This window comes from Microbacterium sp. C7(2022) (genome assembly GCF_028823665.1).
In the GTDB taxonomy this organism is placed as follows: domain Bacteria; phylum Actinomycetota; class Actinomycetes; order Actinomycetales; family Microbacteriaceae; genus Microbacterium.
In genome coordinates this window covers 15807-41335 of the sequence record NZ_JAPEHV010000008.1, presented here as the reverse complement: position 1 = coordinate 41335, position 25529 = coordinate 15807, and the positions used below count along the sequence as shown (strand labels likewise).

Genomic DNA, 25529 nt, shown 5'->3' with positions numbered 1-25529 from the left:
GCACCTGAGGCGCACGAAACTTCGGGTCTCCGGCTCACTGCCTCAACCGGTAGTGCAAAGCTCTCCGCCACGCCCGACTCGACGCGGTATTCGCCGTCGAGGAACACATCGAAGTCGAAGCGACCTGGGGCATCTACCAGCGCATCGTCGCCGCCTACCGCGAACCCGACAAGACCAAGGCGAAGGAGATGATGCGCGCAGTGATCGACGCCGTCAGCAGCGGCGTCCCCGCCGCTCTCACCGAGATTCGCCGACTCGGGCGGACGTTGAAGCAGCGCGCTGCGGACGTCCTCGCGTTCTTCGACCGACCCGGCACCAGCAACGGGCCGACCGAAGCGATCAACGGCCGCCTCGAACACCTCCGCGGCTCCGCACTCGGCTTCCGCAACCTCGCCCACTACATCGCGAGATCGCTGCTCGAAGCCGGCGGCTTCAGACCTCACCTACACTCTTGATTCCGAAGAGCCACTAATCTGACACGATCCAGGTCAGATGCTGCTGCCCAACACAATTGCGAAAAGGAACCTTCCCGCGAGTGTCTGGAAGATGCTGAATGTGCCAAGAACTCAAGAGGCCTTCGTAGAGTCCAATCGATTTGCCTGCGACTCTTCGAGGACCTCCGCAGCCTCAACTGCTACGCCAATTCTTCGCGCGCCGATTCGATCTGCGCTTGCGCTCGGTTGGATGCAGGCTCTGCATGAAAGTCGGTCGCCCCAGCTTCGGTGAGTGCATTCATTACCTCAGCAGAAACGTCGAGGGCCGCCGTCGGGCGATACGGGTATGGAAACGAGCGGATGGCTGCATCTGGATTGTTGTTGTCCGGGAGTAGTAGCGAGTATCCAGTGAAGCGCTCACCGCGCTTCGGCTGTACTTCCAATGGAAGAAGTTGGAATCCCCTGAACCCGGCGTTCTGGATTACCGACGCGAACCGGCTCGACACGAACGCTGTCATCATCGACCCGGACCAGAGCATGTCTCCATAGACCCCCGTGTTCTCGACCTTGATCCATGTTGTCTGAAGTGTGCGTAACTCTCCCTCGTCCAACACGTCCCAGACTTCGCGGCCGTCAGGGAGCGTTCCCCATTCGTCAGCCTTCAGCTCGGGCCAATGGAGCGAACCCCATGCATACTTCTTAGTGGAGTGTCCTTCAATGATGGTGCGCCCTTCGTATCGGAGGCTCTCCATCAAAGAAATCTCGGAGCTTCTCATCTGGCTCTCCGTCCTAACAACGCGGTGGATACTGCTTCAGAACGGCCGTCCGCTTGTTGAGCACGCTTGCTTTGGATGCCTTCCCATTGTTCCCTATCCAGGTCTGCCAAGAGGTGTTAACGGCCGACGCCGTTGCTGGCCCCAGCTTGCGGACAGTGTCGTTCCTGGATGGACGGCCCTTGCCGCCACGTATCTCAGCAAGAATGCCGCCACATGCCTGCAACAGTCACACGGCGGGGCCGACACGCGCGCGGAGAACGCACCGGGGGGTAATCCGAGGAAACGCGCGGCGCTCCTACACCACATCGCGGGCCGAGCTGCTGCGCTCGCACTGCCTAGGCCTCAACGAGCCGGCACAGCCGCCGCATCTGGAGGTCGCCTCACCCATCCATTTTTGCTTCGGCGATGAGCCGGCGGACTTCCGCGACCGCTGACCGCCCCAGATCCAGACTCTCTTCCTGCTCGCGCCGCGTTTGCGGGTGGAGGTTCTCCTCAGCCAATATCTCGAGCTCAACGGCGTTGCCCTCCTCCAATCTCTGGAGGATGAAGGGCAGATCCGCAGGTTCGATTGCGACCTCAAACGGAGCATCGTCTGCTAGCTCGCCACCGCGTGGCTTCTGCGCTCTTCGCGCCCCATCGATCACCTCCCAGATGCGCTCGAGCGCGGCGAGTATTCCCCGAGGATCACCCTCGACACGGTCGCCAGAGGCCTGACCCTCCACCTCAGCACTGATGGTGAGCGCCGTGCGGTATGTCATCTTCACGAAGCCAACGTATAGACGTTGCACACCTAGTCGCGACACCCTCAGCTTCTCGCTCGGGCGATGGAATCCATCTGCGTGCAAGCGTTGATGACTGACGACGTCGCAATGCATGACGTCGAGGCCGCCCGCCGAAAACGATCGTTTATGGCACGCTTGATTGACTCGGCAGCGCCCACCGCGAACAATCGTGAGCAGAACGTCGTTCGCGGCATAGCCGGACGGCGGATCAGGTGTTCCGGCTCGCCGCGGCCTCTCGGCGCTCTCGCCACTGCCGGTTCAACTTCGGTGCAAGCACCGCAGCGGTGACAGTTCCGATGAGGCCTGGCATAAGCAGCAGCAAGAAGAGCGGCAGATCGTTCATAAGGTCCACGCTAACGAAGTGAGGTGGCGCGAGCCTCCGTCCGAAGGCGGGGCCGTCTCATCCGGGAGGTGGAGATCGGGCCTTCTGCATCGACGGTCGCGCCGATCGACACGCATCCTCGCCCGGAAACGATCGTTTACGGCACGGCCGGCGCCGACGTGGATCAGCACTCAATACGCCGGGCGATGGAACCGCCGAACCCCCCCGTAACGGCCACTGGCCGAAGCCCTCATCGGGTGGGTCGAACGTGAGTTCGGGAAGGGCTGCCATATGTGACCGCAAGGGGATCCTCGGAGCACCCATCGAGCAAGCTGCGAACGGGCGTCCACGTCGCACGTGCTCACCCGTCTGCCGGCAACGCCTCGCCCGCCGCACACGCGCCCTGCAGGCGCGTCCGTAATCACGCTCGCGCACCCGAGCCGGGATGCCCCACAATCGGGCTGTGGACGCACAACCCGACGCACAGGACCCGCAAACCCCGGCTGAGATCGAGGCAGCCCCGCCGTCGCGGCCGCCGTTGTGGCGTCGGTTCGGCGTATGGGTGACCGTCGGCGTCGTCCTTTACATCATCGGCGGCGCGATCCTGCTCGTGAAAGTTCCCGATCGACTCCTAGCGCACTGGTTCCCCACGCTGGATGAGAGCGCGCGTGCAGCGTTTCTGGGGCCCGCCGCGAACGTTGTGCTCTTCGGGCTTGGCGGGACGATCGCGGTCGTCGGTGTCGGCCTCAGCCTGTCCCGTCACCGTCAAGAGCTCGAAGCAGCAGAACGGGACCGTCAGCGCCTCGTCGACGACCAGGCGCGCGAACGCGCACGTCAAGTTGAGGTCGACGTCCAAAGGCGCATCGATACCGAGCGGGCGCTGCGGGAACGGTTCGTGACCACCGTGAAGCTCCTCAGCGATCCCGCACCCGTCAACCGGCAAGCAGCCCTCTTCGCCCTCGGCGCCCTCGCAGACGACTGGCACGCCTTCGAGAAGCCCGAGGAGGTACAGGTGTGCATCGAAGTCCTCACCGGATACCTCCGCGCCCCGCGCACCGACGACATGCTCGTTCCCCTCACTCAAGAACAGTTGGACACGCTTTCGCGTGAAGAACGTCACGCCGCGCAACGCACCACCGCGCAGGAGATCTCCGTCAAGCAAGCCGGCTATACCGTCATCAGAAACCACCTCGCCGGACAGGCAGCGCCGCACTGGCATGACCGACGCATCGACCTCTCAGATGCGCACATCGATTTCCGTATTGGCCTCCAGGGTGCGACGGTCAGCGGCTCCGGGCGTATGCAGCTCGCGGGCGCGACGGTCGGACCGGGCGGACGGGTGGACCTTGAGGGTGCAACGATCAGCGACAGCGGGCGCGTAGACCTTGGGGTTGCAACGATCAACCGCGGGTGGGTGAACCTTAAGGATGCGACGATCAGCGACGGCGGGAAGGTGGACCTCATGTGGACGACTGTCACCGGCGGGGAGGTGAACCTTGAGGGTGCAACGATCATCGACGACGGGCAGGTGAACCTCACGGTCACGACGATGAACGACGCGCAGGTGATCCTTGAGGGCGCGACGATCGATGGCGGGCTGGTGGACCTCATGTGGACGACTGTCACCGGCGGGGAGGTGAACCTTAAGGGTGCAACGATTAGCGACGGCGGGAAGGTGGACCTCACGGGTGTCACGATCAGCGACGCCGGGAGGGTGGACTTCGGGGCTGCGACGATCGGCGACGGCGGGAAGGTGGACCTCACGGGTGTCACGATCGGCGACGACGCGAAGGTGGACCTCACGAGCGTGACGGTCAGCGGCGACGGTCAGCTGGTGCACGAAGCAATCTAAGGACCTGGCGTTCGTTTGGGGATCGACAAACGGACACTGCACAGTGCCGGACCTGGCACGCGTGTGAATCGCGGTGTTAAGAGGCCGCATTTCCGCGGCGCTGTTTGTCGCTCCCACTGTTACAAGCCGCGCCTCTCTTGAAAGCGTTCGATTAGCTTTCGCTGCTCAGAATGCGCTTGCCACGGCACAGGGCTGTGACGACTAACACCAGACCGATGGCCGCCTGCACTCCGCCGATGGCGAGCCACGAGGTGACGGCATCCACCTGGTGCAGAAGCCCCGCCGCGAGGTAGTTGTCGATGTGGAAGCCGCCGGCCGCAAGATAGCGGCAGAGCCTCGAGTGCGATCTACCCGAACCGTCCGGGGAATCGGGTCAGGCTCCGTCGACATGCCGCTCATCCGCTACTCCGCGGAAGACGGCACCATCGAAGGCGAGAACACCGCGGGCACCCGCGTCGTACGGTTCGGTGCAGAGGTGCGTTAGATCCGCGAGGGGAGGGGCCCGGGATACACCCAACGGTCGCTACTCAGATGGGAAACAACGTCCAGACCATATACCGCGAGCCAGTTGTGGTCCGACCGCGCGTCTAGATGTGATGTCCAGGGACGTTGTTCTGCCCCCGCGCGCAATGACACCGTGCTGATTCAAGAAGCATCTGTCCAGACCGCTCACCATTGAAGGCATGTAGAGTTTGGGGCATGTCGAGTCCCGAATCAGACAGGTCAGGGGTTGTCGGTCACACCGCCAGCCCCTTGAACCACTAGTTACGACGCCCACGATCTGTGTGGGCGTATTTCTGGCGTACCCGGGGCACTGGCCGTGGTGACAAGAAGAACCATTTCTTGATCTCACACCTCGGAGTACTCGATGCCTTTTGCTCTCTACATGCTTGCCCTGGCGGTCTTCGTCATGGGCACTTCAGAATTCATGCTCGCGGGATTGCTCCCCGCGATCGCGACCGAACTTGACGTCTCGGTCGGCACTGCAGGCCTGCTGACCTCCGCATTCGCGGTCGGTATGGTCGTCGGCGCGCCAGTGATGGCGGCATTCGCTCGCAGTTGGCCACCGCGGCTCACATTGATCGTTTGCCTTCTCGTGTTCGCGGGAAGCCACGTCATCGGAGCGATGACACCAGTGTTCTCTCTCCTGCTCATCACCCGGGTGCTCAGCGCTCTCGCAAACGCAGGATTCCTCGCCGTAGCACTGAGCACGGCCACTACCCTCGTGCCAGCGAACCAGAAGGGGCGTGCACTGTCGATCCTGCTCTCCGGCACGACGATCGCAACCGTCGTGGGCGTCCCCGCCGGGGCACTGCTCGGCACAGCGCTGGGCTGGCGAACGACGTTCTGGGCGATCGCCATCCTCTGTATTCCCGCGGCCGTTGGAGTCATTCGGGGCGTCACGAACAATGTTGGTCGGAGCGCGACTAGCGCGACCTCACCAAGGCTCCGTGCCGAGCTCAGCCAGTTGGCGATGCCGCGGCTCATCCTGGCCATGGCACTCGGAGCGCTGATCAACGGAGGGACCTTTGCGGCATTCACCTTCCTGGCACCCGTCGTGACCGAGACCGCGGGCTTGGCCGAAGCGTGGGTGTCCGTCGCGCTGGTGATGTTCGGCATCGGATCGTTCCTTGGCGTCACGATCGCAGGACGACTATCAGATCAACGACCTGGCCTCGTGCTCGCAGTCGGCGGACCGCTGTTGCTGACGGGCTGGATCGTGTTGGCAGTGGTCGCATCTCATCCCGTTGCGCTTATCGTCCTCGTCCTCGTTCAGGGCTTCCTGTCGTTCGGCGTCGGCAGTACTCTGATCACGCGTGTGCTGTATGCAGCATCGGGTGCGCCAACGATGGGCGGTTCGTACGCAACCGCAGCATTGAATATCGGAGCTGCCGCGGGGCCTGTGCTTGGTGCGTTCGGGCTCGCGACCGGGCTGGGGCTGCTCGCGCCGGTTTGGGTCGCCTCGGTGCTGACAGCGATCGCTCTCGCCATCATGCTTCTCACCGGACGCGCGCTCACGAAGACCGCGGCGGAGGCCAATTGATGACCCATCCGAACGCTCTTCTCACTCCTCGTGCCCGTCTCCGGTTAGCCCGACTGATTGTCGAAGACGGCTATCCGGCCACGATCGCCGCAAAGATGTTCATGGTTTCCCCGATCACTGCCCGGAAATGGGCCGGCCGCTACCGGGAAGAGGGCGAGTTTGGGATGCAGGATCGCTCCAGCAAGCCGCACCGGATCCCAGACAGGACGCCCGAGCATGTCAAGAAGAAGATCATCAACCTGCGCTGGCGGCTTCGACTGGGGCCAGCCCAGATCGCTGCACGACTTGGTCTCTCGACGTCGACTGTTCACGCGGTCCTCGTCCGTTGCCGCGTGAACCGCCTCTCGCATATCGATCGTGTCACTGGCGAGCCATTGCGGCGATATGAGCATCCTCATCCGGGATCGTTGATTCATGTCGATGTTACGAAGTTCGGCAACATCCCCGACGGCGGTGGACATCGTTACGTAGGTCGGAAGCAAGGCGCACGGAACAAGCTCGCGACTCCGGGATTACCACGAGGAAAAGACCACAAGCCGCGCACCGGAACGGCGTTCGTTCACACAGTCATCGACGACCACTCCCGCGTCGCATACGCAGAAATCTGGTCGGATGAGCAGGCGAGAACAGCGGTGGGAGTTCTCGAACGCGCCGTGGACTGGTTCGCCGAACGAGGCGTGACCGTCGAGCGAGTCCTATCCGACAACGGGTCGGCCTACAGATCCCACGCATGGAGGGACTTCTGCGCTCGGCTCGGCATCCGACACAAGCGGACACGCCCCTACCGGCCGCAGACGAACGGGAAGATCGAGCGATTCCACCGCACGCTCGGGGACGGATGGGCCTATGCCAGGTTTTACGGTTCAGAGGCCGAACGACGCCTGGCGCTGCCCGGCTGGCTCCACTTCTACAACCACCACCGACACCACTCTGCGATTGGCGGCGCACCCTTCGACCGACTCAACAACGTCCCTGGACATCACACCTAGCGATCTCTTCCACAGGCTGAGGAGGTGGCCAGGAACGAGCTCGTCCGCTCCTCCGGGGCGGGGCGAGGAAGGAATATCAGAACTACTCGACGCAGGCGCAAGCTCCGTCATGACGCAGAGGTCCGATACGAGCAGCCGGGGCTCAGGGGCGGACTGCGCCTCTCGGGAAATACTCCTCATCTCCGCCGAAGAGGTCGGGCTGCAATAGTGTCGCACTGTGATCCGACGATCAAATACAGGCGCGGTCGGCTGCTACTGCTCTAGGGGCCTCGGAGAAGAAGTGAAGCGGGACGGACGGGCGCTGATAGCCATGATGCGGCGTCGGGCGCAGCTCAGCATCTCGACAAAGTGAGTTTCAGATGGGTCAATAGCCTTGCTCTGCGCCTGCAGCCTCAAGGAGATCCGGGACGCCACGATGAGATGAGTCACAAAGGTTTTTCAAGACCTGCGGCCAGTCCATCGACCAGAGCAGTGAGCCCAAATTCAAAAGTGTCGTCGTTATCGGTCTTGCCGATGTCGTCGCGTACTCCGGCCTGTTCTTCCAATACAACACCGACCGTGTATCGACTGATTGCTATCAGCGCGCTGATAGCGGAGTGCTCTTCGAAGCCTTGATTCACGAGTAGCCTAATCTGTTGACTGGGCGCCTCAGAGAGGTTGCTCGACTCACTGCAGAGCCTCCGATGGTACCCCGCGTGCAATCGCGCACCGTCACGCACGGCGTGAAGCGCTGTGCGGAAGCTTCGTGCGTTGCGCATCAGAAACGCTTCCCACCCTTCACCTAGCTCTGGCAACGAAGCATGGTGTTCACGCTCGAGAATGTCCGCAGCCAGCGCAGACAACAAATCAGCCTTCGTGGGGAAATGCCAGTAGAGCCCCGGCTGCCGCACCTGCAGGTGGGCCGCCAATACGCGGGTCGTGAAGCCGTCAAGCCCAGTTCTGTCGAGAACCTCGCGAGCACCGCAGAGAACTGCCGTTCGGTCCAGCCGTGTCCGCGCCTGAGTCATACTTGAACTTTATCATCGATAACTTTATCGTTGATAAAGTGCAACCTCGTCACCCACACAGCGGAACCGTCGCCATGGTGCTCACTACCGCCAGCCTCGACGCCATGGGGCTAGGCCTGGTTCTCCCGATCCTGCCCGCACTACTGGGTCAGGTCGGCTCGGCCGCAAGCACTATCCCCATGCATGTCGGATTGCTTACCGCGCTCTACGCGGTAATGCAGTTCCTTTGCGCTCCGGTACTGGGCAGACTGTCCGATCGCTTCGGCCGCCGTCGAGTACTGTTGGCTTCCTTGGCCGGCGCGACTGTCGACTATCTCATTCTGGCCTTGACTTCGACCCTCTGGGTCTTCTACGTAGCACGGGCTGTCGCGGGCATCACCGGGGCAACAAATGCCGTGACCGCCACCGTGATCGCCGACGTCACCCCACCCGCAGAGCGGGCCAAGCGATACGGATGGCTCGGGGCGTGCTACGGCGGAGGAATGATCGCCGGCCCCGTAATCGGCGGTCTCTTCGGTGGCTTCTCACCCCATTTGCCGTTCCTCGTAGCTGCTCTCCTGACGGCGGTGAATCTCACTCTCAGCTTGAGCATGCTGCACGAGACAAGACCAGATCTCCCAATCAAGTCACAGGAGTCAGCATCGACGTCTGCGCCTTTTCGACTCCAAGCTATCCAGGGGGTGGTGCCCCTCATTGCGGCTTTCGGCCTCGTACAGCTCATCGGCCAGGCCCCCGGCTCGACGTGGGTTCTGTTCACGCAACAACGTCTCGACTGGAGCCCCGTCGAAGTCGGGATTTCCTTGTCCCTCTTCGGTCTGGTGCAGGTGCTTGTTCAGGCCGTCCTCACCGGACGGGTCGTGACGCGACTCGGCGAAACTAGAACGATCTATCTCGGCATTGTCGCCGACGCGTCGGGTCTCATAGGTCTCGCATTCGTCACCGGCTCCTGGGCGATGATGCCCATCCTCGCAGCACTCGGAGTCGGAAGTATCACGGTCCCGGCCCTGCAGACACTGCTCTCCCAACGTACTCCCGAGCAGCACCAAGGCCGGCTGCAAGGCCACCTCGCTAGCCTCAACAGCCTCACATCAATCCTCGGGCCTATTGCCTTCACGACGATCTTCGCCCTGAGTCAGATAGACGCCGATGGCACTCTATGGTTCTGCGCCGCTGCGCTCTACATTCCTTGTGCGATCCTCGTCACAAGGAACGCAAGATCCTCTGGGTAGGTCGGGCCAGGCGAACTGCTCCTTCCCTCGGGCAACTTCCGCGATGCAGCTCCAGCCATACGCTCACGCGTGCCTTGGCGCGCGGCTGGCGCACGGTACAGCCCCCTGAAGGATGCAATAGATCAAGATTCGCTGACGGGCACCTCGAAGCATCCAGTGACACGCCAAGCACATCTGATAAGCCCCTGCTACGGCGACGCAGAGCCACCACAGCATGGGCTTATCGTATTCAGATCAGTTCCATCACCGGACCGTCATGAAGAGCCCGATAGATTGTGTTTCGTATCGCGTTCGCCTGGTCTGCGGTGAGCGTCTGGTCGATCGGACGGAGGATGATCCGCAGCAGCAGATTGACCTGGCCCGGCCGAGTCCTCAGGCGTGATCGCGCGGCCTCGGGCAGCTCCTCATGCGCGGTGCGACCCAGCACCTCGACCGTTTCGATCATCTCTGCGTCGTCGCCGAGAACCGTGCGAACACGGTCGCCGAGGGTCTCCTCGTCCTCTTCGGTCGCGACGACCACGGAGATGTCGCGTCTGGCCGGTGGGAGCGGAGACACGTGCCGCCAGGGTTCCAGGGTGAGCATCTGAGCGGCGATCCTCGGGTCGCGGGCGCGCAGGTAGCGGATGTCCGGAATCGCCTTGCGCAGCATGAGCGCGCGTTCGAGGCCCATGCCGAGCGCCAGTCCCGACCACTGCTCGGGATCGAGACCGCAGCCGCGTAGTACCTCGGGATGGATGCGCCCGCACTCGGCGAGCTCGAGCCACTCACCTTCGTGTCGAACGTCGATCTGCCTTCCTCCGACGGTGTAGGGGTGTTCGGCCTCGGTGATCCTCCACTCCGCACACGGGAGGACTGCCTCGACTAGTTCCTCGATCATGTTGAGCATGTCCTCGTCGCGGGTGTCGGCCGTACTGCGGATGCGCCACAGGTCAACCTGGTGCGGTTCTCCAACGTGGCTGCGATCGACGACGTCGCGCCGGTACACCAGCCCTGGTGCCACGATCAGCTCGTCGATGCCGGCGCGCCCGCCATACGCCTCCAGCGCGGTCGGCAGCTCCGCGCTCATGTGGCTGCGCAGCATGACCGTCGGGCTGATGTATCGGGTGTACCGGCGGGCGCGGGTCACGTCATCTGGGTCGTAACCGAGGCGATCGTAGTTCGCGGCGACCGAGACGATAGGAGAGCTGCGCACATAACGAACCGTGCTACCCCACGTGCGTTCGAGCGGAGCGACCACGGCGCTCAAGAGCGCTTGCATCGCGTGCTCACCCTGGGCAGGGTCAGTGAGATCGCGCAGAGCGAGAGCGCGGCAGAGTTGATCAGGTGTCAGATATGCGGCATGAGCCATAGGAGAGTCTCCAATAGGGTTGCGGGCTGGTGAAAGATGAGAACATCCCCCGGCCGCGCCTGCGGAGACCCGGTGAGCTAGTGACGCACGTCGAGAACCCCGCGGCCGTTACCCGGCCGGGGGTGTAGAAATCGCTGCTGCCAACTCATGCGAGGAATACTAGCTGTTGCTGGCCATGAGGTTGTTGACGTTTCTTGGGGGTAGCGGCACAGACGGGTAGATTGGGACGCATGTCGAGCCCTGAATCGGACACTCAGGGGCTTTCGGTCACGCCGTCAGCCCCTCACCTTCGCTGAGCCCTCAGCTCTCTGCTGCCCTGTGCTGTGTGCAGCACGACATTCGGGTGTCCTCTGGGCGCTGACCGTAGTGACGAGACGTTCTCTTGTTCGCACTCTCGCTTCGGAGCTACCTCGATGCCTTTCGCTCTCTATCTTCTTGCCCTGGTGGTCTTCGCCATGGGTACTTCCGAGTTCATGCTCGCCGGCCTCGTGCCCGACATTTCCACATACTTCGGCGTTCCCGTGGGGACAGCTGGTCTCCTGACATCGGCATTCGCCGCGGGCATGGTGATCGGCGCACCTGCGATGGCCGCCCTCACTCGTCGCCTCCCCGTGAAATCGACACTCTTGGGTTGCGTGACTGTATTCGCGGCGGCTCATGTCGTCGGGGCGCTGACGCCCGACTTCACTGTTCTGTTCATCACGCGCGTGATCGCCGCGATTGTCAACGCAGGCTTCTTGGCGGTCGCACTGGGCGCGGCGACGAAACTCGTGGCACCCAACGCCAAAGGTCGGGCCGTATCGATTCTGCTGGCGGGCACCACCGTCGCAACCGTCGCCGGCGTCCCCGCGGGTGCCGTACTTGGTACGGCCCTTGGCTGGCAGTCGACGTTCTGGGCGATCGCTCTCCTCTGCGTCCCCGCTGCGATCGGCATTGCCGCGGGCTTCACCACTCAAGCTGGCGACACGTCCGAGAAGGATTCGTCCTCGCTGCGGATGGAGTTGGCGCAGCTTGCCTCTCCGCGCCTCGTTCTGACGATGATGCTGGCTGCCCTGGTGAATGCCGGCACCTTCGCAACGCTGACCTTCCTTGCGCCGATCGTTACGGGAACCGCCGACCTGAGCCAGTGGTGGGTGTCGGTGGCGCTTGTGCTCTTCGGCGTCGGTTCCTTCATCGGCGTCACCGTTGCGGGACGGCTCGCTGACGCCCGACCTCGCGTCGTCATCATGGGCGGTGGAAGCGTCCTTGTACTCGGCTGGGTCGCCTTGGCGCTCTTCGCGACGAACCCCGTTGCCCTGCTCGGGCTCGTTTTCGCTCAGGGTGTGTTGGGGTTCGCTGTCGGCAGCACGCTGATTACGCGAGTGCTCTATGCGGCGGCGGGTGCACCCACCATGGCGGGTTCGTACGCGACCGCGGCACTCAACGTCGGCGCAGCAGTCGGTCCCATACTTGCCGCTGCCGCGCTCGGCGTGATACCCGGTGCGCTCGGGCCCGTTTGGGTGGCCGTCACCACGACCGCAGCGGCATTGCTGCTCACCATTCCCCTTCTCCGGCTGATCGCGCCCGCCGAGAGCGAAGTGGTCAAGTGACGCACGCTAACTCGCCCTTGACAGTCGAAGGCCGTCGCCGACTCATTGAGCGCTGCCGCTCTCGACCCCTCGCGCATGTCGCCGCAGAGATGGGCATCTCCCGCGCAACCGCATCGAAGTGGGTAACCCGGTACCGCAAGTTCGGTCAACTCGGCCTGCTTGACCGCTCATCTGCTCCAATCCGGCAGCCAAGCGCGACACCTGGCGAGACGCTAGCGCGAATCGAGGAACTACGGCGCGAGCACAAGTGGTCAGCATCCCGCATCACCTTCGAACTGCATGGAGATGGCGTTGCGATCAGTCGGCGCACCGTCACTCGGCACCTAGCCGAGCTCGGCCTGAACCGCCGTCGATTCATCGACCCAAACGGCGAGACGAACCGGCAAGTGCAGACGATCACGGCAAAGCATCCCGGGCACATGGTGCATCTCGACGTCAAGAAAGTCGGACGCATCCCCAACGGCGGTGGTTGGCGGGCTCATGGCAAAGGCAGCCCTGAGGCTCGTGCCGCCGCCCGAGCGAGAACCCGCGGGGCACGCGCCGGGTACGCCTACCTCCATTCCGCAATCGACGGGCACACCCGCCTGGCATACACTGAATCGCTCGAGAACGAACGGGCCACCACCGCCGTCTCGTTCCTGAACCGCGCCCGGGTGTGGTTCGCCGCTCACGGCATCACCCGGATCGAGCGAATCATCACCGACAATGGCGCTTGCTACCGCTCCGCGGCATTCGCCGCCGCTCTGAATGGCGCGGAGCACCGCCGTACGAAGCCCTACACGCCCAAGCACAACGGGAAAGTCGAACGCTACAACCGCATCCTCGCTGAAGAGTTCCTGTACGCAAGGACCTGGAACTCAGAAGACCAGCGCGAGAAAGCGCTGGAAACCTGGAACCTGCACTACAACTACCACCGGCCCCACGGTGTGCATGACGGGAAGCCGCCCGCATCCGCGACACCATTACGCGTCAACAACGTCCTGGCCTCATACAGCTAGGCATGATCTAACCCTCGGTCTCTGGCGTCGCGACTGCGAAATTTCGCGAGGGTTTCCGAGAAGGTGATTGCGCTTCGCAGATCTCCAGGCGCGTGGGTGCGGACGTAGTCAGCGCCATTGCCGATCGCGTGAAGTTCCGCCGCAAGGCTCGCTGGACCCAGATCCTTTACAGGAAGGCCAACGGTGGCGCCCAAGAAGGATTTCCGCGACACCGAGACCAATAGCGGAAGCCCCAACGCCGACTTCAGCTTTTGAAGGTTCGACAGCACGTGCAGCGATGTTTCCGGTGCGGGGCTCAAGAAAAATCCCATCCCCGGATCGAGGATGAGCCGGTCGGCAGCGACCCCGCTCCGTCGCAAGGCGGAAACCCGCGCCTCGAAGAACCGCACAATCTCGTCGAGCGCGTCTTCGGGTCGAAGGTGACCGGTGCGGGTGGCGATGCCATCCCGCTGCGCTGAGTGCATAACCACCAGCCTGCAGTCCGCCTCAGCAATATCGGGATAGAGCGCAGGGTCAGGAAATCCTTGGATATCGTTCAGGTAGCCCACGCCGCGCTTGAGCGCATAGCGCTGGGTTTCCGGTTGGAAGCTGTCGATTGAAACACGGTGCATCTGATCGGACAGGGCGTCTAAGAGCGGCGCAATACGTCTGATCTCATCGGCCGGCGATACAGGCCTCGCGTCCGGATGGCTGGCGGCCGGTCCGACATCCACGACGTCTGATCCGACTCGCAGCATTTCGATCGCCGCGGTGACAGCGCCGGCGGGGTCTAGCCGCCGGCTCTCATCGAAGAAGGAGTCCTCGGTGAGATTCAGAATGCCGAACACCGTCACCATGGCGTCGGCCTCCGCAGCGACTTCCACGATGGGGATCGGGCGAGCAAAAAGGCAGCAATTATGAGCCCCATACCTACAAAGCCCCACGCATCAAGCTTTTGCCCATGAAGCAACCAGGCAATGGCTGTAATTATGACGACGCCGAGTCCCGACCAGACTGCATAAGCAACACCGACAGGGATGGATTTCAGAACCAGAGAAAGAAAATAAAATGCGATGCCATAACCGATTATGACAACGGCGGAAGGGGCAAGCTTAGTAAAGCCCTCGCTAGATTTTAATGCGGATGTTGCGATTACTTCGCCAACTATTGCGATAACAAGAAAAAGCCAGCCTTTCATGATATATCTCCCAATTTGTGTAGGGCTTATTATGCACGCTTAAAAATAATAAAAGCAGACTTGACCTGATAGTTTGGCTGTGAGCAATTATGTGCTTAGTGCATCTAACGCATAGTTGAGCGGCGGGCGCAGCCCGTCCGCTTGAACGCCGAGTTAGGCATCAGATGCCCTCGGCGCGGGTCGATGCACTTTTCGCACATGCCGCTCAACGCAAGATTCTCTCAATCGTTGCTTTGGCATATCGAACGAACGCGGCCGTCTCTTCGACGCGCATTGCTAGGTCGTCGTCCTCGCTACCCAGGTACGCCGCGCGTGCCTTGCAGATGAGGGGCCGATGCTCGGCAGGCAAACGCTCCGATACCCATGCGGCAGCAACGTCCTTAGGAGCAATGAGACCAGTTGAAGCGCTGTACCAAATGCGAGCAAGAGCAAGAACGACGTTCCGCTCGTCACCCTTCCAATCCGACTCTGCATTCCACTGGGCAATAGTGTCGAAAAGCGCCTTGGAGAAATGCTCCTTCGGCACCGGCTCGAAAAACGTGGCTGCGGATGGGCCTAGAAGCGCAAGGCTGTGTTGCCTCGCCTTGGTCAGCAAAATCGCAAGATCGTGATCCAGAACGGCAGGCTCGAACGTTCCGGAAAGGATGTCGTGGCGGAGCCACTCACCGAACTGAAGCTCACGCCGCGCCGGATAGCGCCAAGGCACTACTTCGCTTCGAGCGACAACAGTTAGCTCCAGCGGTCGCCATGTTCCGCCATCGCCTGGCGGTGATGAGACTTTCAGCAAATCGAGCATTAGCGCCTGCCGGAGCGAATCGTTAGGTGCGGCGCTGACGGTCACGAGCAAGTCTATGTCGCTGTCCGGCTTCAGCCCTCCATCGATCGCAGATCCGAACAGGTGGATTGTGTCCAGTGTCGCAGCCAGATGGCGCTCGATCACCGCGCGAGCGTGGGACAGCTGCTTGAAAACTTGTGCAGGGAAAAATTCACCCATGATGCCTAACACCTGAGTTAAGCCGCGCCGCGAAGCGGCGTCGGCTTGGACGAATTGTTAGGCCGCATATCGCGACCTGAAAGCGGCACGCAAGACCTCAACCTTTTCCGCCCCGAGTGAGGTGCATGCGAGCCTGTAGGACTCTTTGTGCTTTGTAGGCCAGTCCACTGGTGGTACTTCATCGGCATAGTAAAAGTAATCCCAGATGATCGCCTCCCAGCTGTTACAACGGACTGGCCGCCCGGCGATGACGCCCTCAGCCGCCTCTGGGCACGAGCCCTGCGGAGCCTCCGCGATTTCATACGCTTCGTCTGCCCACCAAGCAGGTTCGCAGTCAAGTAACTCATCCCCGATCTCCGCTAAGAATCCATAGTCCAACTCCTCCATGACGCGCCCGCCGAGCATTTCAACTATTGCCTCGAGCTCGCCGCGCCTCTCGCCGGGAAACGTCAGATCAATATCATCGTGCTTGCGTGTTACACGCCCTAGCCGTGCATCGATCGCCCAGCCCCCACCGATCCAGAGCGGCAGATTTCGCTCATCTGCCGCAGCTAGAATTTTGTGTATCAATGTGACCTGCGTTGTGTCCATGCGGCCTAACTTTGTTTTAGGGCGACTGCCCTGCTGCGTAACATCGTTGCTGCTCCATAACATCAAACATCGACCCACGGCGTAACGCGCTTGCTGCTTGGATGCCCGAGGCATAGACTGTACAAAAAAACAGTCATAACAAGCCATGAAAACCGCCACTGCGCCGTTACCACCGCTGCGTTCGGTCAAGGTTCTGGACCAGTTGCGTGAGCGCATACGCTACTTGCATTACAGCTTACGAACCGAACAGGCTTATGTCCACTGGGTTCGTGCCTTCATCCGTTTCCACGGTGTGCGTCACCCGGCAACCTTGGGCAGCAGCGAAGTCGAGGCATTTCTGTCCTGGCTGGCGAACGAGCGCAAGGTTTCGGTCTCCACGCATCGTCAGGCATTGGCGGCCTTGCTGTTCTTCTACGGCAAGGTGCTGTGCACGGATCTGCCCTGGCTTCAGGAGATCGGAAGACCTCGGCCGTCGCGGCGCTTGCCGGTGGTGCTGACCCCGGATGAAGTGGTTCGCATCCTCGGTTTTCTGGAAGGCGAGCATCGTTTGTTCGCCCAGCTTCTGTATGGAACGGGCATGCGGATCAGTGAGGGTTTGCAACTGCGGGTCAAGGATCTGGATTTCGATCACGGCACGATCATCGTGCGGGAGGGCAAGGGCTCCAAGGATCGGGCCTTGATGTTACCCGAGAGCTTGGCACCCAGCCTGCGCGAGCAGCTGTCGCGTGCACGGGCATGGTGGCTGAAGGACCAGGCCGAGGGCCGCAGCGGCGTTGCGCTTCCCGACGCCCTTGAGCGGAAGTATCCGCGCGCCGGGCATTCCTGGCGGCTCTGTTGCAAAGATTGGCGGCAGTCAGAGGTAGGCTGTCGCTCTGCGCCGATCAGGCGGCTGCTGCGAAATGGTGGTTGAGCATGCCCATGGCCTCCGTCAGCGCCGAGGGCCCAATGCCAAAAGCTCTCTCCACAAGGCGCACCTCGCCCCTGATGCCGGGCTGCAGGCACCAGGGGCGAGCCTGTCCTTTGCGCAGGGCTCGCATGACTTCGAATCCCTTGATCGTGGCATAGGCCGTGGGGATCGATTTGAAACCGCGCACCGGCTTGATCAGTATCTTGAGCTTTCCGTGATCGGCCTCGATCACGTTATTGAGATACTTCACCTGCCGGTGGGCCGTCTCCCGGTCCAGCTTTCCTTCGCGCTTCAATTCGGTGATCGCTGCACCATAGCTCGGCGCTTTGTCGGTATTGAGCGTGGCAGGCTTTTCCCAGTGCTTCAGGCCTCGCAGGGCCTTGCCCAGGAACCGCTTCGCTGCCTTGGCGCTGCGGGTCGGCGACAGGTAGAAATCGATCGTGTCGCCCCGCTTGTCGACTGCCCGGTACAGGTAGGTCCACTTGCCCCGCACCTTGACGTAGGTTTCATCCAGGCGCCAGCTCGGATCAAAGCCACGCCGCCAGAACCAGCGCAGCCGCTTCTCCATCTCCGGGGCGTAGCACTGGACCCAGCGATAGATCGTCGTATGGTCGACCGAAATGCCGCGTTCCGCCAGCATTTCCTCAAGGTCGCGATAGCTGATCGGATAGCGACAATACCAGCGCACCGCCCACAGGATCACATCACCCTGGAAATGGCGCCACTTGAAATCCGTCATCGTTCCGTCCGTCCAATCTCCGCCAAGCATGCTCAAGCTTCACGATTTTTGCAACAGAGCCAACACGATGATGAGTCAGGCGATCGAGAAGACGCGGCACAGGCCGCGCGATGAGGAAGAGAGCGGGCGATGAGACTGATCGGGTTTGAGTGGCGGCTTCGGGAGGTGATGGCGGCGGCGGGAATGTTCTCCACGACGAAGCTGGTCCCGCTGCTGGAAGAGCGGGGCGTCTACTTGTCGACGAGCCAGGTATATCGGCTCGCCGCGGAGAAGCCGGAGCGGATGAACATGCAGGCGCTGGTCGCGCTGCTGGACATCTTCGATTGCACGTTCGAGGAGCTCGCGCCGCGGGTGGTCCTCGGCAGCGCGGTCGCAGCGACCGGGACGACCGATCCTGGGCCGGAGCGGGGCGATTCGGCGACGAACCGACTCCGGGAGTCGGGCCTGAAGCCGCGTAGGGCGCAGATTCTCCCGCCGGATGCTTGACCCGGTCTTCGCCGCGCTGACCACGCAGATCGCCGCCGTCGAGCAGGCTCTTCCGCGTGAGCGGATCGCCGAGATCGTGAACGGCTCGTTCCGGCAGCTGCCGGTTGCCCGCCGGACGCTCGACCTGGTCACGCAGGCACCCGGGCTGCTCACCGCGGCGGATCCGCAGACCACGCCGGCTCTGGCAAGTCTGTTGCTTCGCCTCCACGAGGCTGGAGCGCGGACTGTCCGACCGCCGCGTTGCGCACACTGCGGCGGGCTGCGGAAGCTGCTGCAGCGCACGCCGACCGGGCGGATCTGCGCTCCATGCGGTCGCCGTCTCGCTTCCAGGAGCGGACTCTGTGATCGTTGCGGGCACACCCGCCGCGTGCAGACAGGGCCCGGTGAGAGCGCGTACTGCAAACGATGCTGGGTCGACATGAAACCCGAAGCGGCCGAGCGCATCGTCGAGCAAGTCCGCCGCCATCGCCGTGTCGCGACCGCGACCATCCTTCGAGCGGTGGAGCAGATGGCGGCGGACGGGAGGGACCGCCGAGTGCGGCTGATGCTCGAGCTGCAGGCCCACGGCGCGGAGTGGTTCTCCGACCCGGCCGCGGGCTCTGTGCTGTTCGGCACGTTCTACGACCTTCTCCACGCGGACGGCGCGCGTCTGCCCGAACGACGCTGCGGAGGCTGCGGCACCACGCGCACGCTCACCGAACGCGTCGAGGGACGAGTGAGCTGCCGACGCTGCTACCGGATCGCGCGCCATGCCCCCTGCGATGGCTGCGACGACGTCACCAACCTGGAGCGGGTGCTCTCCGACGGGCGGCGACTCTGCCAACGCTGCACGAACAAGCTCCCCGACGAGAACGCCGTCTGCGTGAGCTGCGGCAACCATCGACTGATCGCCTACCGCAGCCCGGAGGGCCCGCTGTGTTCAACGTGTCGGAGCTCCTCCCGGCTGGACACCTGCACGGACTGCGGGGAGCTTGCGCCCTGTTTGTTCCACGGCAGCGAGAAAGCGATCTGCAAACCCTGCTCCGACAAGGCCAGCGTCGACACCTGCACGATCTGCGGGAACGAGCGGCAATGCCGCTGGCCGGGAACCGCGCGCGCCGCCTGCGAGCAGTGCTCCAACCCTCGCCAGCCCTGCGTGAGCTGCGGGGAGGTCCGGCTGCGCCACAAGCGCACCGAAGACGGCTCCGGCTATCTCTGCTGGGCCTGCGTTCCGCCGATCATCGAGACCTGCACAAGCTGCGGAGACGCTCGGATAGTGAACGGCCGGATCGAGGGCCGGCCGTTCTGCCCGCTCTGCTATCCCCGCCAACCGGAGTCGTTCCGCCCCTGCACCAGCTGCGGGACCATCACACGGCTGATCGCGAAGCTCTGCCCCCGTTGCCGAGCCGATCAGATGATCCGGGAGATGGTGCCCGACGAGCTCGCCGCCTCCGATGCACGCATCGCGCATCTGCGAGAGCGGTGGTTCCAGGGTGCTCCGTCGAAGATCGTCTACGCCTTCGAACGCGGCACCGTCGCCTGCACGCTGATCACCCGAGTGCTCACCGCCCCATCCCTGCGCACTCACGCCTACCTCGACCAGGCCGGCTCGGAGTATCAGACCCGAGCGGTTCGGTCCGTGCTCATCGACCACGGGCTGCTCCCACCGCGGGACGAGCTGCTCGCCCGGTTCGAGCTCTGGCTCGACAGCGCACTTGCCGAGATCCCCGACCCGGGTGAACAGCGCACCGTCACCCAATACGCGCGATGGCGACACCTGCGCGCACTGCGCCGCAACACGATGCCGTCCCGATCAGGCCAGCTGTCCTGGCGGCGGCTCGAGATCGCGGGGATCATCGAACTGCTGGAATGGATCCATACCCGCGGAGGTTCTCTCGTGTCCCTCACCCAGGCGGATGTCGATGAATGGCTCACCGGCGGCCGACGCCCGTTCCTGCACCACTTCCTGACCTGGACCGCACGGGCCGGCGCATCCCGACCGCTCACCGCTCCACGCCCGCCATCAGGAGCCTTGAGCCCGCAAGCCATGAGCGACGAGGAACGCTGGCGGCTGCTCGCCGATGTCACCTCCGACCCGTCCATCAACCCGCACACGAAGCTCGCCGCGGGGCTGATGCTCATGTTCGGCGTCCGGGCGGCGAAGATCGTCCAGTTGCGCGCGGAAGACGTCACCGTCACGGACCAGGCCGTGGTCGTCCGCCTCGGCCAGGAACCTCTCGTGCTCCCCGCCGAGCTCGCGCCGGCGGCCGCGGGAGCCGCCAGCAACCGCACCGCGCCTCGCATGTTCGTGGAGAGCATCGAACAGGAGTGGGTCTATCCCGGAACCCGGGCCGGGCATCACATGGCCCCCGACACGCTGAATACCCGGCTCCGCGCTGCCGGCATCCCGCCGCGACTTGCCCGCACCGGCGCGCTGATAGCGCTCGCGCAGGAACTCCCACCCGTCGTTCTCAGCCGGCTGACTGGCCTGGACATCTCCTCCGCGATCGCCTGGTCCAACGCGATCGGCGCGAACAGCACCGCCTACGCCGCCGCGGTCGTCGAGCGCGTCGGCATGCCCCTCCCAGTCGTCCTGCACTGAAATCTGACGATGACGTTTCCAGGGATGTCACGTCGTGAGAATCGGGCGGCACCGATTCTGCTCGGCGGTCAACTCGTCCTGATCGTGGCCGCGCTCTCCTTCGACATAGGCCACGAACAACACCCACGCCGTGTCCGATGATCGGCGTCGGGTGGGAGGGCGTCTGGTGTCCGAGTTCGTCGTTCCGGTCAACCACGTCGTATGACCTTGACGTGCAGGAGCCGCTCAATGCCGCTCGGTCGGCACGCTCGGCCGGTCCCCGGGAGAGTGCGTCGACTGAGGGTCGCAGCAGTCCTCCTCGGTCCTCCGTCCGGAGTTCCGACGGCGTTGATGAAGGAATCCGCTTAGTAGCACGATGAGCACCACGGTGGTAGACAGGCCGGCGATGACGCCGGTGTTGCTTTGGAGCCAGTTCGATATCGTCGCCGAGACAGCGGCGACGTCGGTGCGCCCTGCGGAAGGGGCATCGCCGACGACAACTGGAAACCAGTACCAAGCCAGGTAGACGCCGGTGAGGATCAGGACGGCGGCGGTGACCTTGGGAACGAATCGTGTCAGTGCGGCGATCCGCCTGGACAGCACAGAACCGGCTACGGCGGCGACCACGGCGACAAGCAGCAGGACGGTGGCGGAGCCGGCGGCATAGATGGCGAAGACGAGGAGCAGCCCGACGAAACTGGCTGTCGCCTGGGCCTGGGCGATGACCGCGAGGAGTACGCCGAAGGTGCACGACAGCGAGGCCGCGGCGTAGCCGACGCCGAAGACGACCATGCGCACGGCGCTGGGCAGCCGTTCGATTGCGCGGCCGGGTATGCCGGGAAGCCGGAGGGACATAGAGCGTCCGGCTAGCATCGCCCCGCCGAGCAGCACCAACAGGATCCCGACGGCGAGGCCGAGGGCTGGGGCGGCCTGGATCAGGCCCCGTGCGCCGGCGCTTACCGCGACGCCAGCCAAGGCGAGCGTGCCCGCAAACCCGATCGTCAGCGCGAGGCCAGCCCGTAGGGCGCGCAGCAGGCGCACCGGGGCTGAGGAAGAGGCGGCGTCGCCCAGCGCATGGGTGATCCAGGCCGGGAGCAGCGCGAAGCCGCAGGGATTGACGGGGGCGATCATCCCGGCGGCGAAGGCAAGGGCGAGGAGTCCGCCCATCGCTCAGGCCCCGGCCTTGTGGAGCGCGGAGACGATCGTATCGGCGTCGGGGTCGGTGGCGCGGAAGGTCACCTGTCCGTCACTGTCGACGATGATCAGTGTAGACAGCGCGGCGACCCCGAAGCGCTGGGACAGCGCCGCGCCCTCGTCGATGGCGGCGGGGACATGCACGGCGTCGACGTACTCCATGAACCTCTGAATGGTCTCGGTAGGTTCGCGCGGATCCATGTCGACGGCGAGGAACTGGGCATCGATGCCGGCCTCCTCGGCCGCGGCTGCCGCCTGACCGAGGGATCGGACTCCGCCGACGCATTCGCCGCAGCCGACGGAGAAGAAGAACACCGCGGTGGGCTTCCCGGCGGCGGGCAGGCTGATCCGCTGAGCGTCGATGCTGGTCACCGTCGCGGCGGTGGCAGTCTCGGCAGAGACGGGATCCTTATCAACGGTGCCGCAGGCGGTCAGGATGAGCGAGCCTGCGAGCAGGAGGGTGGCGAGCGAACGACGGGCGCGGGAGCTGATCATTGGTTCTGTTCGCCCTTCGGGTCGGTGCGGTGAGCGGATTCGGTGGGCGGGCAGCAGTCAGGTTCGACACGGCCGCGGCGGGTTCGGCGGCGGACGACGACGAGCAGCACGATCGCGAGGAGCGCAATGCCCACGCCGATCACCCGCGGGTTGCCGAGAAGGAGCCCGCCGATGCCAGTAAGCATTCCGCCGGCGATGAGCACGGGCAGCGCGCAGCAGATCGTCATGAGGAGCACGGCACCGGCTCCCAGGAGTAGGCCACCGCCTCGCGTTCGGTCGTCGTGTTTGGAGGTCATAGCGTTCTCGAATCCTTCTGTGTCGCGGGTCAACAGCAGCGGGGACAGTCGTCGGCCACCGGGGTGTCGTCCTGAAGCAGGTCGAGCAGGCTCGTTGTGAGCTCGTTGCCGATCCGGTAGGCCTCGGCCACCGACACCACCTCGGCACCGGGATGCTCAGAGAGCCACCCGGTGGCGTCGTCGACGGAGGCGAAATAGTGCACCTGGTTGCAGAAGGCCGAGCGGATCGAGGTGATCTGCTCCAGGTTCACCAGCGACACCACGGCGCTCGGGGGTGTGACGCCGGTGACACCGGCAACCGGATCGATGGTGACGCGGATCGTCTCTCCGCTGGCCGGGGAGACGGACTCCACGCGCGCTGGGCGATCGAGGAGGGCCGGGAAGATGAGGGTGTCCAGGGCGCACCAGGTGTAGAGCTCCTCACCGTCGACGGTGAACCGGTGCGGTGTAGGGCGCAGCGTGAGGCCCTGGCCGACGATTCGGCCCGGGTCGTCGTACTCGGTGTCCTGCATCGCGGCCAGTCCGAGCCGTACCTCGTCGATCGTGCGGCCCGCAGCCACGGACAGCTGTTGGACGGTGACGGGGTCACCGTCGGCGAGCAGCCGCAGCAGCGGGATGAGCAGGCCGGTCTCTCCCAGTCGGCTGAGCCGCTCGGGCAGTTGCATGCTGAGGTCAGACATCGTGGGTTCCTCCAGTTCGTTCACGCGCAGCACGACAGGAGCGACGGGTCGGTGGTGAAGGCCTTGGCGGCGATCCGGATGCCCTCGGCCATGGTCAGGTAGGGGGCCCAGGCGTCGGCGACCTCGGCGACCGTCTTGCCGAGCACGTGGACCCCGGCGGCGGCGAGCTCGCCGGCGTCCTTGGCGACGGCGGTGATGCCGAGGATCTTCCCGGTGTCGGCGTCCACGACGATCTTGACGAAGCCGCGGGTGTCGCGGTTGACCAGTGCGCGGGGCACGTGGTGCAGGGGCAGGACGCGGCAGTCGCAGCGGATCCCGGCGGCGACGACGTCCTTCTCGGTCATCCCGACCGCGCCGATCGCCGGGCCGGTGAACGTCACCCTCGGCAGTCGGGCGTAGTCCACGGCCCGATCGGCGTCGGCGAACGCGTTCTCGGCGACGAGGGTGCCGTGGTGGGCGGCGACGTAGACGAACTCGGGGTGGCCGGTCACGTCGCCCGCGGCCCAGATCCGCGGGTGGGAGGACTGCATCCGGTCGGAGACGACCACCTCGCCGAGGTCCCCGGTCTTGACCCCGACCCTGTCGAGGCCGAGCCCATCGGTGGCCGGTCGTCGTCCGAGGGCGACGAGCACCTGGTCGGCGCGGAACTCCTCCCGGCCGCCGGCGACGTCCGCGGTGACGACGGCCTGCCCGGTCGCGGCGTCGCGGGACACCCGCGTCGGCAGCGCGCGGCGGACCACCCGGATGCCCTCGTCGGCGAACACCTCCTGCAGCGTCCTGGACACCTCCGGCTCCTCCTTCGACGCGAGCCGGGACCGGACCAGCACGGTGACCTGGGAGCCGAGCCGGGCGAACAGCTGCGCCTGCTCCAGGGCGACGTAGCCGCCGCCGAGCACGAGCAGGGACTCAGGGAGTTCGGTCAGCTCCATCGCCGTGGTCGAGGTCAGGTACCCGGTCTGGTCCAGGCCGTCGATCGGCGGGGCCCACGGCCGAGAGCCGGTCGCGACCAGGTAGTGCCCGGCCTCGATCGTCTCGGTGCTCCCGTCGTCCCCGGCGACCTGGAGGACCGGTGCGTCGGGGGTGCCGGCGAACGCGGCGTCGCCGCGGCGGACGGCCCAACCGTAGGAGTCGGCGACGTCGGCGTACTTCTCGCCCCGCAGCGACTCGACCAGCGCCTGCTTCCCGGCGATCAGGGCGGGCATGTCCACTGGCCCCGCCGTCGTCGCGATCCCCGGGAACCGGTCGGCGGCGTCGGCCGCGGAGTGCCGTGCGTCGGCCGCGGCGATCAGGGCCTTCGACGGCACGCAGCCGGTGTTCACGCAGGTGCCACCGAGCGTCCCGCGCTCGATCATCACCACCGACTTGCCGAGCGTGGTCGCGCGGATCGCGGCGGCGAACGCACCACCGCCCGATCCGATGATGGCGAGGTCGTACTTCGTGGGCATCGCAGCTCCCGTCACTTGGGTTTCTCTTCTTTCTCGGCCATACTGGACCTTCCAGTGCAGGGGAAGGTCAAGAAGGCTTCTGCCGAAAGAAAAGGGGGCCTGCGATGCGCATCGGGGAACTCGCCGAGCGGGCGGGAACGACGGCGAAGACGCTGCGGTTCTACGAGGAGCAGGGCCTGCTGCCCCCGGCCGAGCGCACGCCGTCCGGATACCGCGACTACGCGCCCGAGACGGCCGCCCGGATCGACTTCGTCCACCGCGGCCAGGCCGCGGGCCTCACCCTCGCCCAGATCCGCCAGATCCTCGACATCCGCGACGGCGGCGCTGCTCCCTGCGAGCACGTGCGCGATCTCCTCGACGCGCGCCTCGCCGAGATCGAGCAGCAGATCGCCCAGCTCACAGCGCTCCGAGACACCATCGCCGAGCTCAGGCACGACGCCGCGCAGCCCGACCCCGACTCGTGCAGCGCGGACCAGGTCTGCCGGTACCTGTAGCTCAGGGAAAATCCTCTCGGCTCTCCCAAGCGACGAGAACGGAAAGTCGTGCAGAATCCCCCGTCCGCCAAATAGCGCCAAATCAAATAACGCGCACTACC

25 protein-coding genes and 2 pseudogenes are annotated in these 25529 nt (G+C 64.2%); 12 read left to right on the top strand and 15 right to left on the bottom strand.

Annotated features, from left to right (window positions below; genetic code table 11):
• Positions 1 to 74 precede the first annotated feature (74 nt).
• Positions 75 to 455, top strand: a pseudogene (locus tag ON062_RS12935) (transposase); the annotation flags it as partial.
• A gap of 179 nt (positions 456 to 634) precedes the next feature.
• Here the strand turns inward: ON062_RS12935 and ON062_RS12930 are convergent.
• The 3 genes from ON062_RS12930 to ON062_RS12920 all read right to left on the bottom strand — a co-directional run bounded on the left by ON062_RS12930 (position 635) and on the right by ON062_RS12920 (position 2335).
• A complete protein-coding gene (locus tag ON062_RS12930; protein ID WP_274647552.1) occupies positions 635 to 1210 on the bottom strand; it encodes a hypothetical protein in 576 nt (191 codons plus the stop codon).
• A gap of 380 nt (positions 1211 to 1590) precedes the next feature.
• Entirely contained in the window at positions 1591 to 1974 is a 384-nt protein-coding gene (locus ON062_RS12925) for a hypothetical protein (RefSeq protein ID WP_274647551.1), read from the bottom strand.
• Positions 1975 to 2200: 226 nt separating this feature from the next.
• Positions 2201 to 2335: a hypothetical protein gene (locus ON062_RS12920; protein WP_274647550.1), complete on the bottom strand. Its 135-nt coding sequence runs from the start codon at positions 2333 to 2335 to the stop codon at positions 2201 to 2203.
• A 442-nt stretch (positions 2336 to 2777) separates the two neighbouring features.
• On the opposite strand from ON062_RS12920, the gene ON062_RS12915 reads away from it, so the two are divergent.
• From ON062_RS12915 to ON062_RS12905, 4 genes are all read left to right on the top strand, one after another.
• Positions 2778 to 4166, top strand: a complete 1389-nt coding sequence (locus tag ON062_RS12915; RefSeq protein WP_274647549.1) for a hypothetical protein — start codon at positions 2778 to 2780, stop codon at positions 4164 to 4166.
• A 781-nt stretch (positions 4167 to 4947) separates the two neighbouring features.
• Positions 4948 to 5013, top strand: coding sequence for a chloramphenicol resistance leader peptide (locus tag ON062_RS13985; RefSeq protein WP_114118930.1), 66 nt, complete (start codon positions 4948 to 4950; stop codon positions 5011 to 5013).
• A gap of 21 nt (positions 5014 to 5034) precedes the next feature.
• The gene (cmx, locus tag ON062_RS12910) at positions 5035 to 6210 is read left to right on the top strand and encodes a chloramphenicol efflux MFS transporter Cmx (protein ID WP_071643369.1); all 1176 of its coding nucleotides are present in this window, start codon (positions 5035 to 5037) and stop codon (positions 6208 to 6210) included.
• A complete protein-coding gene (locus tag ON062_RS12905; protein WP_071643371.1) occupies positions 6210 to 7199 on the top strand; it encodes an IS481-like element IS5564 family transposase in 990 nt (329 codons plus the stop codon). Before cmx ends, ON062_RS12905 begins: the two co-directional genes overlap by 1 nt.
• 425 nt (positions 7200 to 7624) lie before the next feature.
• Here the strand turns inward: ON062_RS12905 and ON062_RS12900 are convergent, their stop codons facing one another.
• The gene (locus ON062_RS12900; protein ID WP_274647548.1) at positions 7625 to 8206 is read right to left on the bottom strand and encodes a TetR/AcrR family transcriptional regulator C-terminal domain-containing protein; all 582 of its coding nucleotides are present in this window, start codon (positions 8204 to 8206) and stop codon (positions 7625 to 7627) included.
• A gap of 77 nt (positions 8207 to 8283) precedes the next feature.
• Here ON062_RS12900 and tet(65) point away from each other — a divergent pair, with 77 nt between their 5' ends.
• Positions 8284 to 9435, top strand: coding sequence for a tetracycline efflux MFS transporter Tet(65) (gene tet(65), locus ON062_RS12895; protein ID WP_274647584.1), 1152 nt, complete (start codon positions 8284 to 8286; stop codon positions 9433 to 9435).
• A 229-nt stretch (positions 9436 to 9664) separates the two neighbouring features.
• On the opposite strand, the gene ON062_RS12890 is transcribed toward tet(65), so the two are convergent.
• Entirely contained in the window at positions 9665 to 10783 is a 1119-nt protein-coding gene (locus ON062_RS12890; protein WP_274647547.1) for a hypothetical protein, read from the bottom strand.
• 413 nt (positions 10784 to 11196) lie between these two features.
• Here ON062_RS12890 and ON062_RS12885 point away from each other — a divergent pair, with 413 nt between their 5' ends.
• Positions 11197 to 12372, top strand: a complete 1176-nt coding sequence (locus tag ON062_RS12885; protein ID WP_005882743.1) for a Cmx/CmrA family chloramphenicol efflux MFS transporter — start codon at positions 11197 to 11199, stop codon at positions 12370 to 12372.
• Positions 12369 to 13370 (top strand): IS481 family transposase, encoded by a 1002-nt coding sequence (locus tag ON062_RS12880; protein ID WP_091699468.1) that lies wholly within the window; start codon positions 12369 to 12371, stop codon positions 13368 to 13370. The genes ON062_RS12885 and ON062_RS12880 overlap by 4 nt, the downstream gene beginning before the upstream one ends.
• On the opposite strand, the gene sul1 is transcribed toward ON062_RS12880, so the two are convergent.
• The 4 genes from sul1 to aadB all read right to left on the bottom strand — a co-directional run bounded on the left by sul1 (position 13367) and on the right by aadB (position 16132).
• Positions 13367 to 14206, bottom strand: coding sequence for a sulfonamide-resistant dihydropteroate synthase Sul1 (sul1, locus tag ON062_RS12875; RefSeq protein ID WP_000259031.1), 840 nt, complete (start codon positions 14204 to 14206; stop codon positions 13367 to 13369). The genes ON062_RS12880 and sul1 overlap by 4 nt on opposite strands.
• Positions 14200 to 14547 carry a quaternary ammonium compound efflux SMR transporter QacE delta 1 gene (locus ON062_RS12870; protein WP_000679427.1) on the bottom strand — a complete coding sequence of 116 codons (348 nt, stop codon included), beginning with the start codon at positions 14545 to 14547 and terminating at the stop codon, positions 14200 to 14202. Before ON062_RS12870 ends, sul1 begins: the two co-directional genes overlap by 7 nt.
• Before the next feature lie 205 nt (positions 14548 to 14752).
• Positions 14753 to 15541, bottom strand: coding sequence for an ANT(3'')-Ia family aminoglycoside nucleotidyltransferase AadA5 (locus ON062_RS12865; protein ID WP_000503573.1), 789 nt, complete (start codon positions 15539 to 15541; stop codon positions 14753 to 14755).
• 57 nt (positions 15542 to 15598) lie between these two features.
• The gene (gene aadB / locus ON062_RS12860; protein ID WP_274647546.1) at positions 15599 to 16132 is read right to left on the bottom strand and encodes an aminoglycoside nucleotidyltransferase ANT(2'')-Ia; all 534 of its coding nucleotides are present in this window, start codon (positions 16130 to 16132) and stop codon (positions 15599 to 15601) included.
• A gap of 145 nt (positions 16133 to 16277) precedes the next feature.
• On the opposite strand from aadB, the pseudogene intI1 reads away from it, so the two are divergent.
• Positions 16278 to 16958 (top strand): annotated as a pseudogene (gene intI1, locus ON062_RS12855) (class 1 integron integrase IntI1); the annotation flags it as partial.
• Positions 16959 to 17013: 55 nt separating this feature from the next.
• On the opposite strand, the gene ON062_RS12850 reads toward intI1, so the two are convergent.
• Entirely contained in the window at positions 17014 to 17778 is a 765-nt protein-coding gene (locus ON062_RS12850; RefSeq protein WP_001389365.1) for an IS6-like element IS6100 family transposase, read from the bottom strand.
• 129 nt (positions 17779 to 17907) lie between these two features.
• Here ON062_RS12850 and ON062_RS12845 point away from each other — a divergent pair, with 129 nt between their 5' ends.
• Both ON062_RS12845 and ON062_RS12840 read left to right on the top strand, forming a co-directional pair.
• On the top strand, positions 17908 to 18264 hold the full coding sequence (locus tag ON062_RS12845; RefSeq protein WP_010155374.1) for a helix-turn-helix transcriptional regulator: 357 nt from the start codon (positions 17908 to 17910) through the stop codon (positions 18262 to 18264).
• Positions 18257 to 20845, top strand: a complete 2589-nt coding sequence (locus ON062_RS12840) for a hypothetical protein (RefSeq protein WP_274647545.1) — start codon at positions 18257 to 18259, stop codon at positions 20843 to 20845. The genes ON062_RS12845 and ON062_RS12840 overlap by 8 nt, the downstream gene beginning before the upstream one ends.
• 225 nt (positions 20846 to 21070) lie before the next feature.
• Here ON062_RS12840 and ON062_RS12835 read toward each other — a convergent pair whose 3' ends face one another.
• From ON062_RS12835 to merA, 5 genes are read right to left on the bottom strand one after another with little or no spacing between them, the layout of a single operon-like run.
• Positions 21071 to 21991, bottom strand: a complete 921-nt coding sequence (locus tag ON062_RS12835) for a cytochrome c biogenesis CcdA family protein (protein ID WP_006947554.1) — start codon at positions 21989 to 21991, stop codon at positions 21071 to 21073.
• A 3-nt stretch (positions 21992 to 21994) separates the two neighbouring features.
• Entirely contained in the window at positions 21995 to 22513 is a 519-nt protein-coding gene (locus tag ON062_RS12830) for a redoxin family protein (protein WP_006947551.1), read from the bottom strand.
• Positions 22510 to 22809, bottom strand: coding sequence for a hypothetical protein (locus ON062_RS12825; RefSeq protein ID WP_274647544.1), 300 nt, complete (start codon positions 22807 to 22809; stop codon positions 22510 to 22512). The genes ON062_RS12830 and ON062_RS12825 overlap by 4 nt, the downstream gene beginning before the upstream one ends.
• Before the next feature lie 29 nt (positions 22810 to 22838).
• A complete protein-coding gene (gene merB, locus ON062_RS12820) occupies positions 22839 to 23489 on the bottom strand; it encodes an organomercurial lyase MerB (RefSeq protein WP_274647543.1) in 651 nt (216 codons plus the stop codon).
• 20 nt (positions 23490 to 23509) lie between these two features.
• Positions 23510 to 24934 carry a mercury(II) reductase gene (gene merA, locus ON062_RS12815; protein ID WP_010155368.1) on the bottom strand — a complete coding sequence of 475 codons (1425 nt, stop codon included), beginning with the start codon at positions 24932 to 24934 and terminating at the stop codon, positions 23510 to 23512.
• A gap of 104 nt (positions 24935 to 25038) precedes the next feature.
• Here merA and ON062_RS12810 point away from each other — a divergent pair, with 104 nt between their 5' ends.
• Positions 25039 to 25428: a heavy metal-responsive transcriptional regulator gene (locus ON062_RS12810; protein WP_010155367.1), complete on the top strand. Its 390-nt coding sequence runs from the start codon at positions 25039 to 25041 to the stop codon at positions 25426 to 25428.
• Positions 25429 to 25529: the final 101 nt, after the last annotated feature.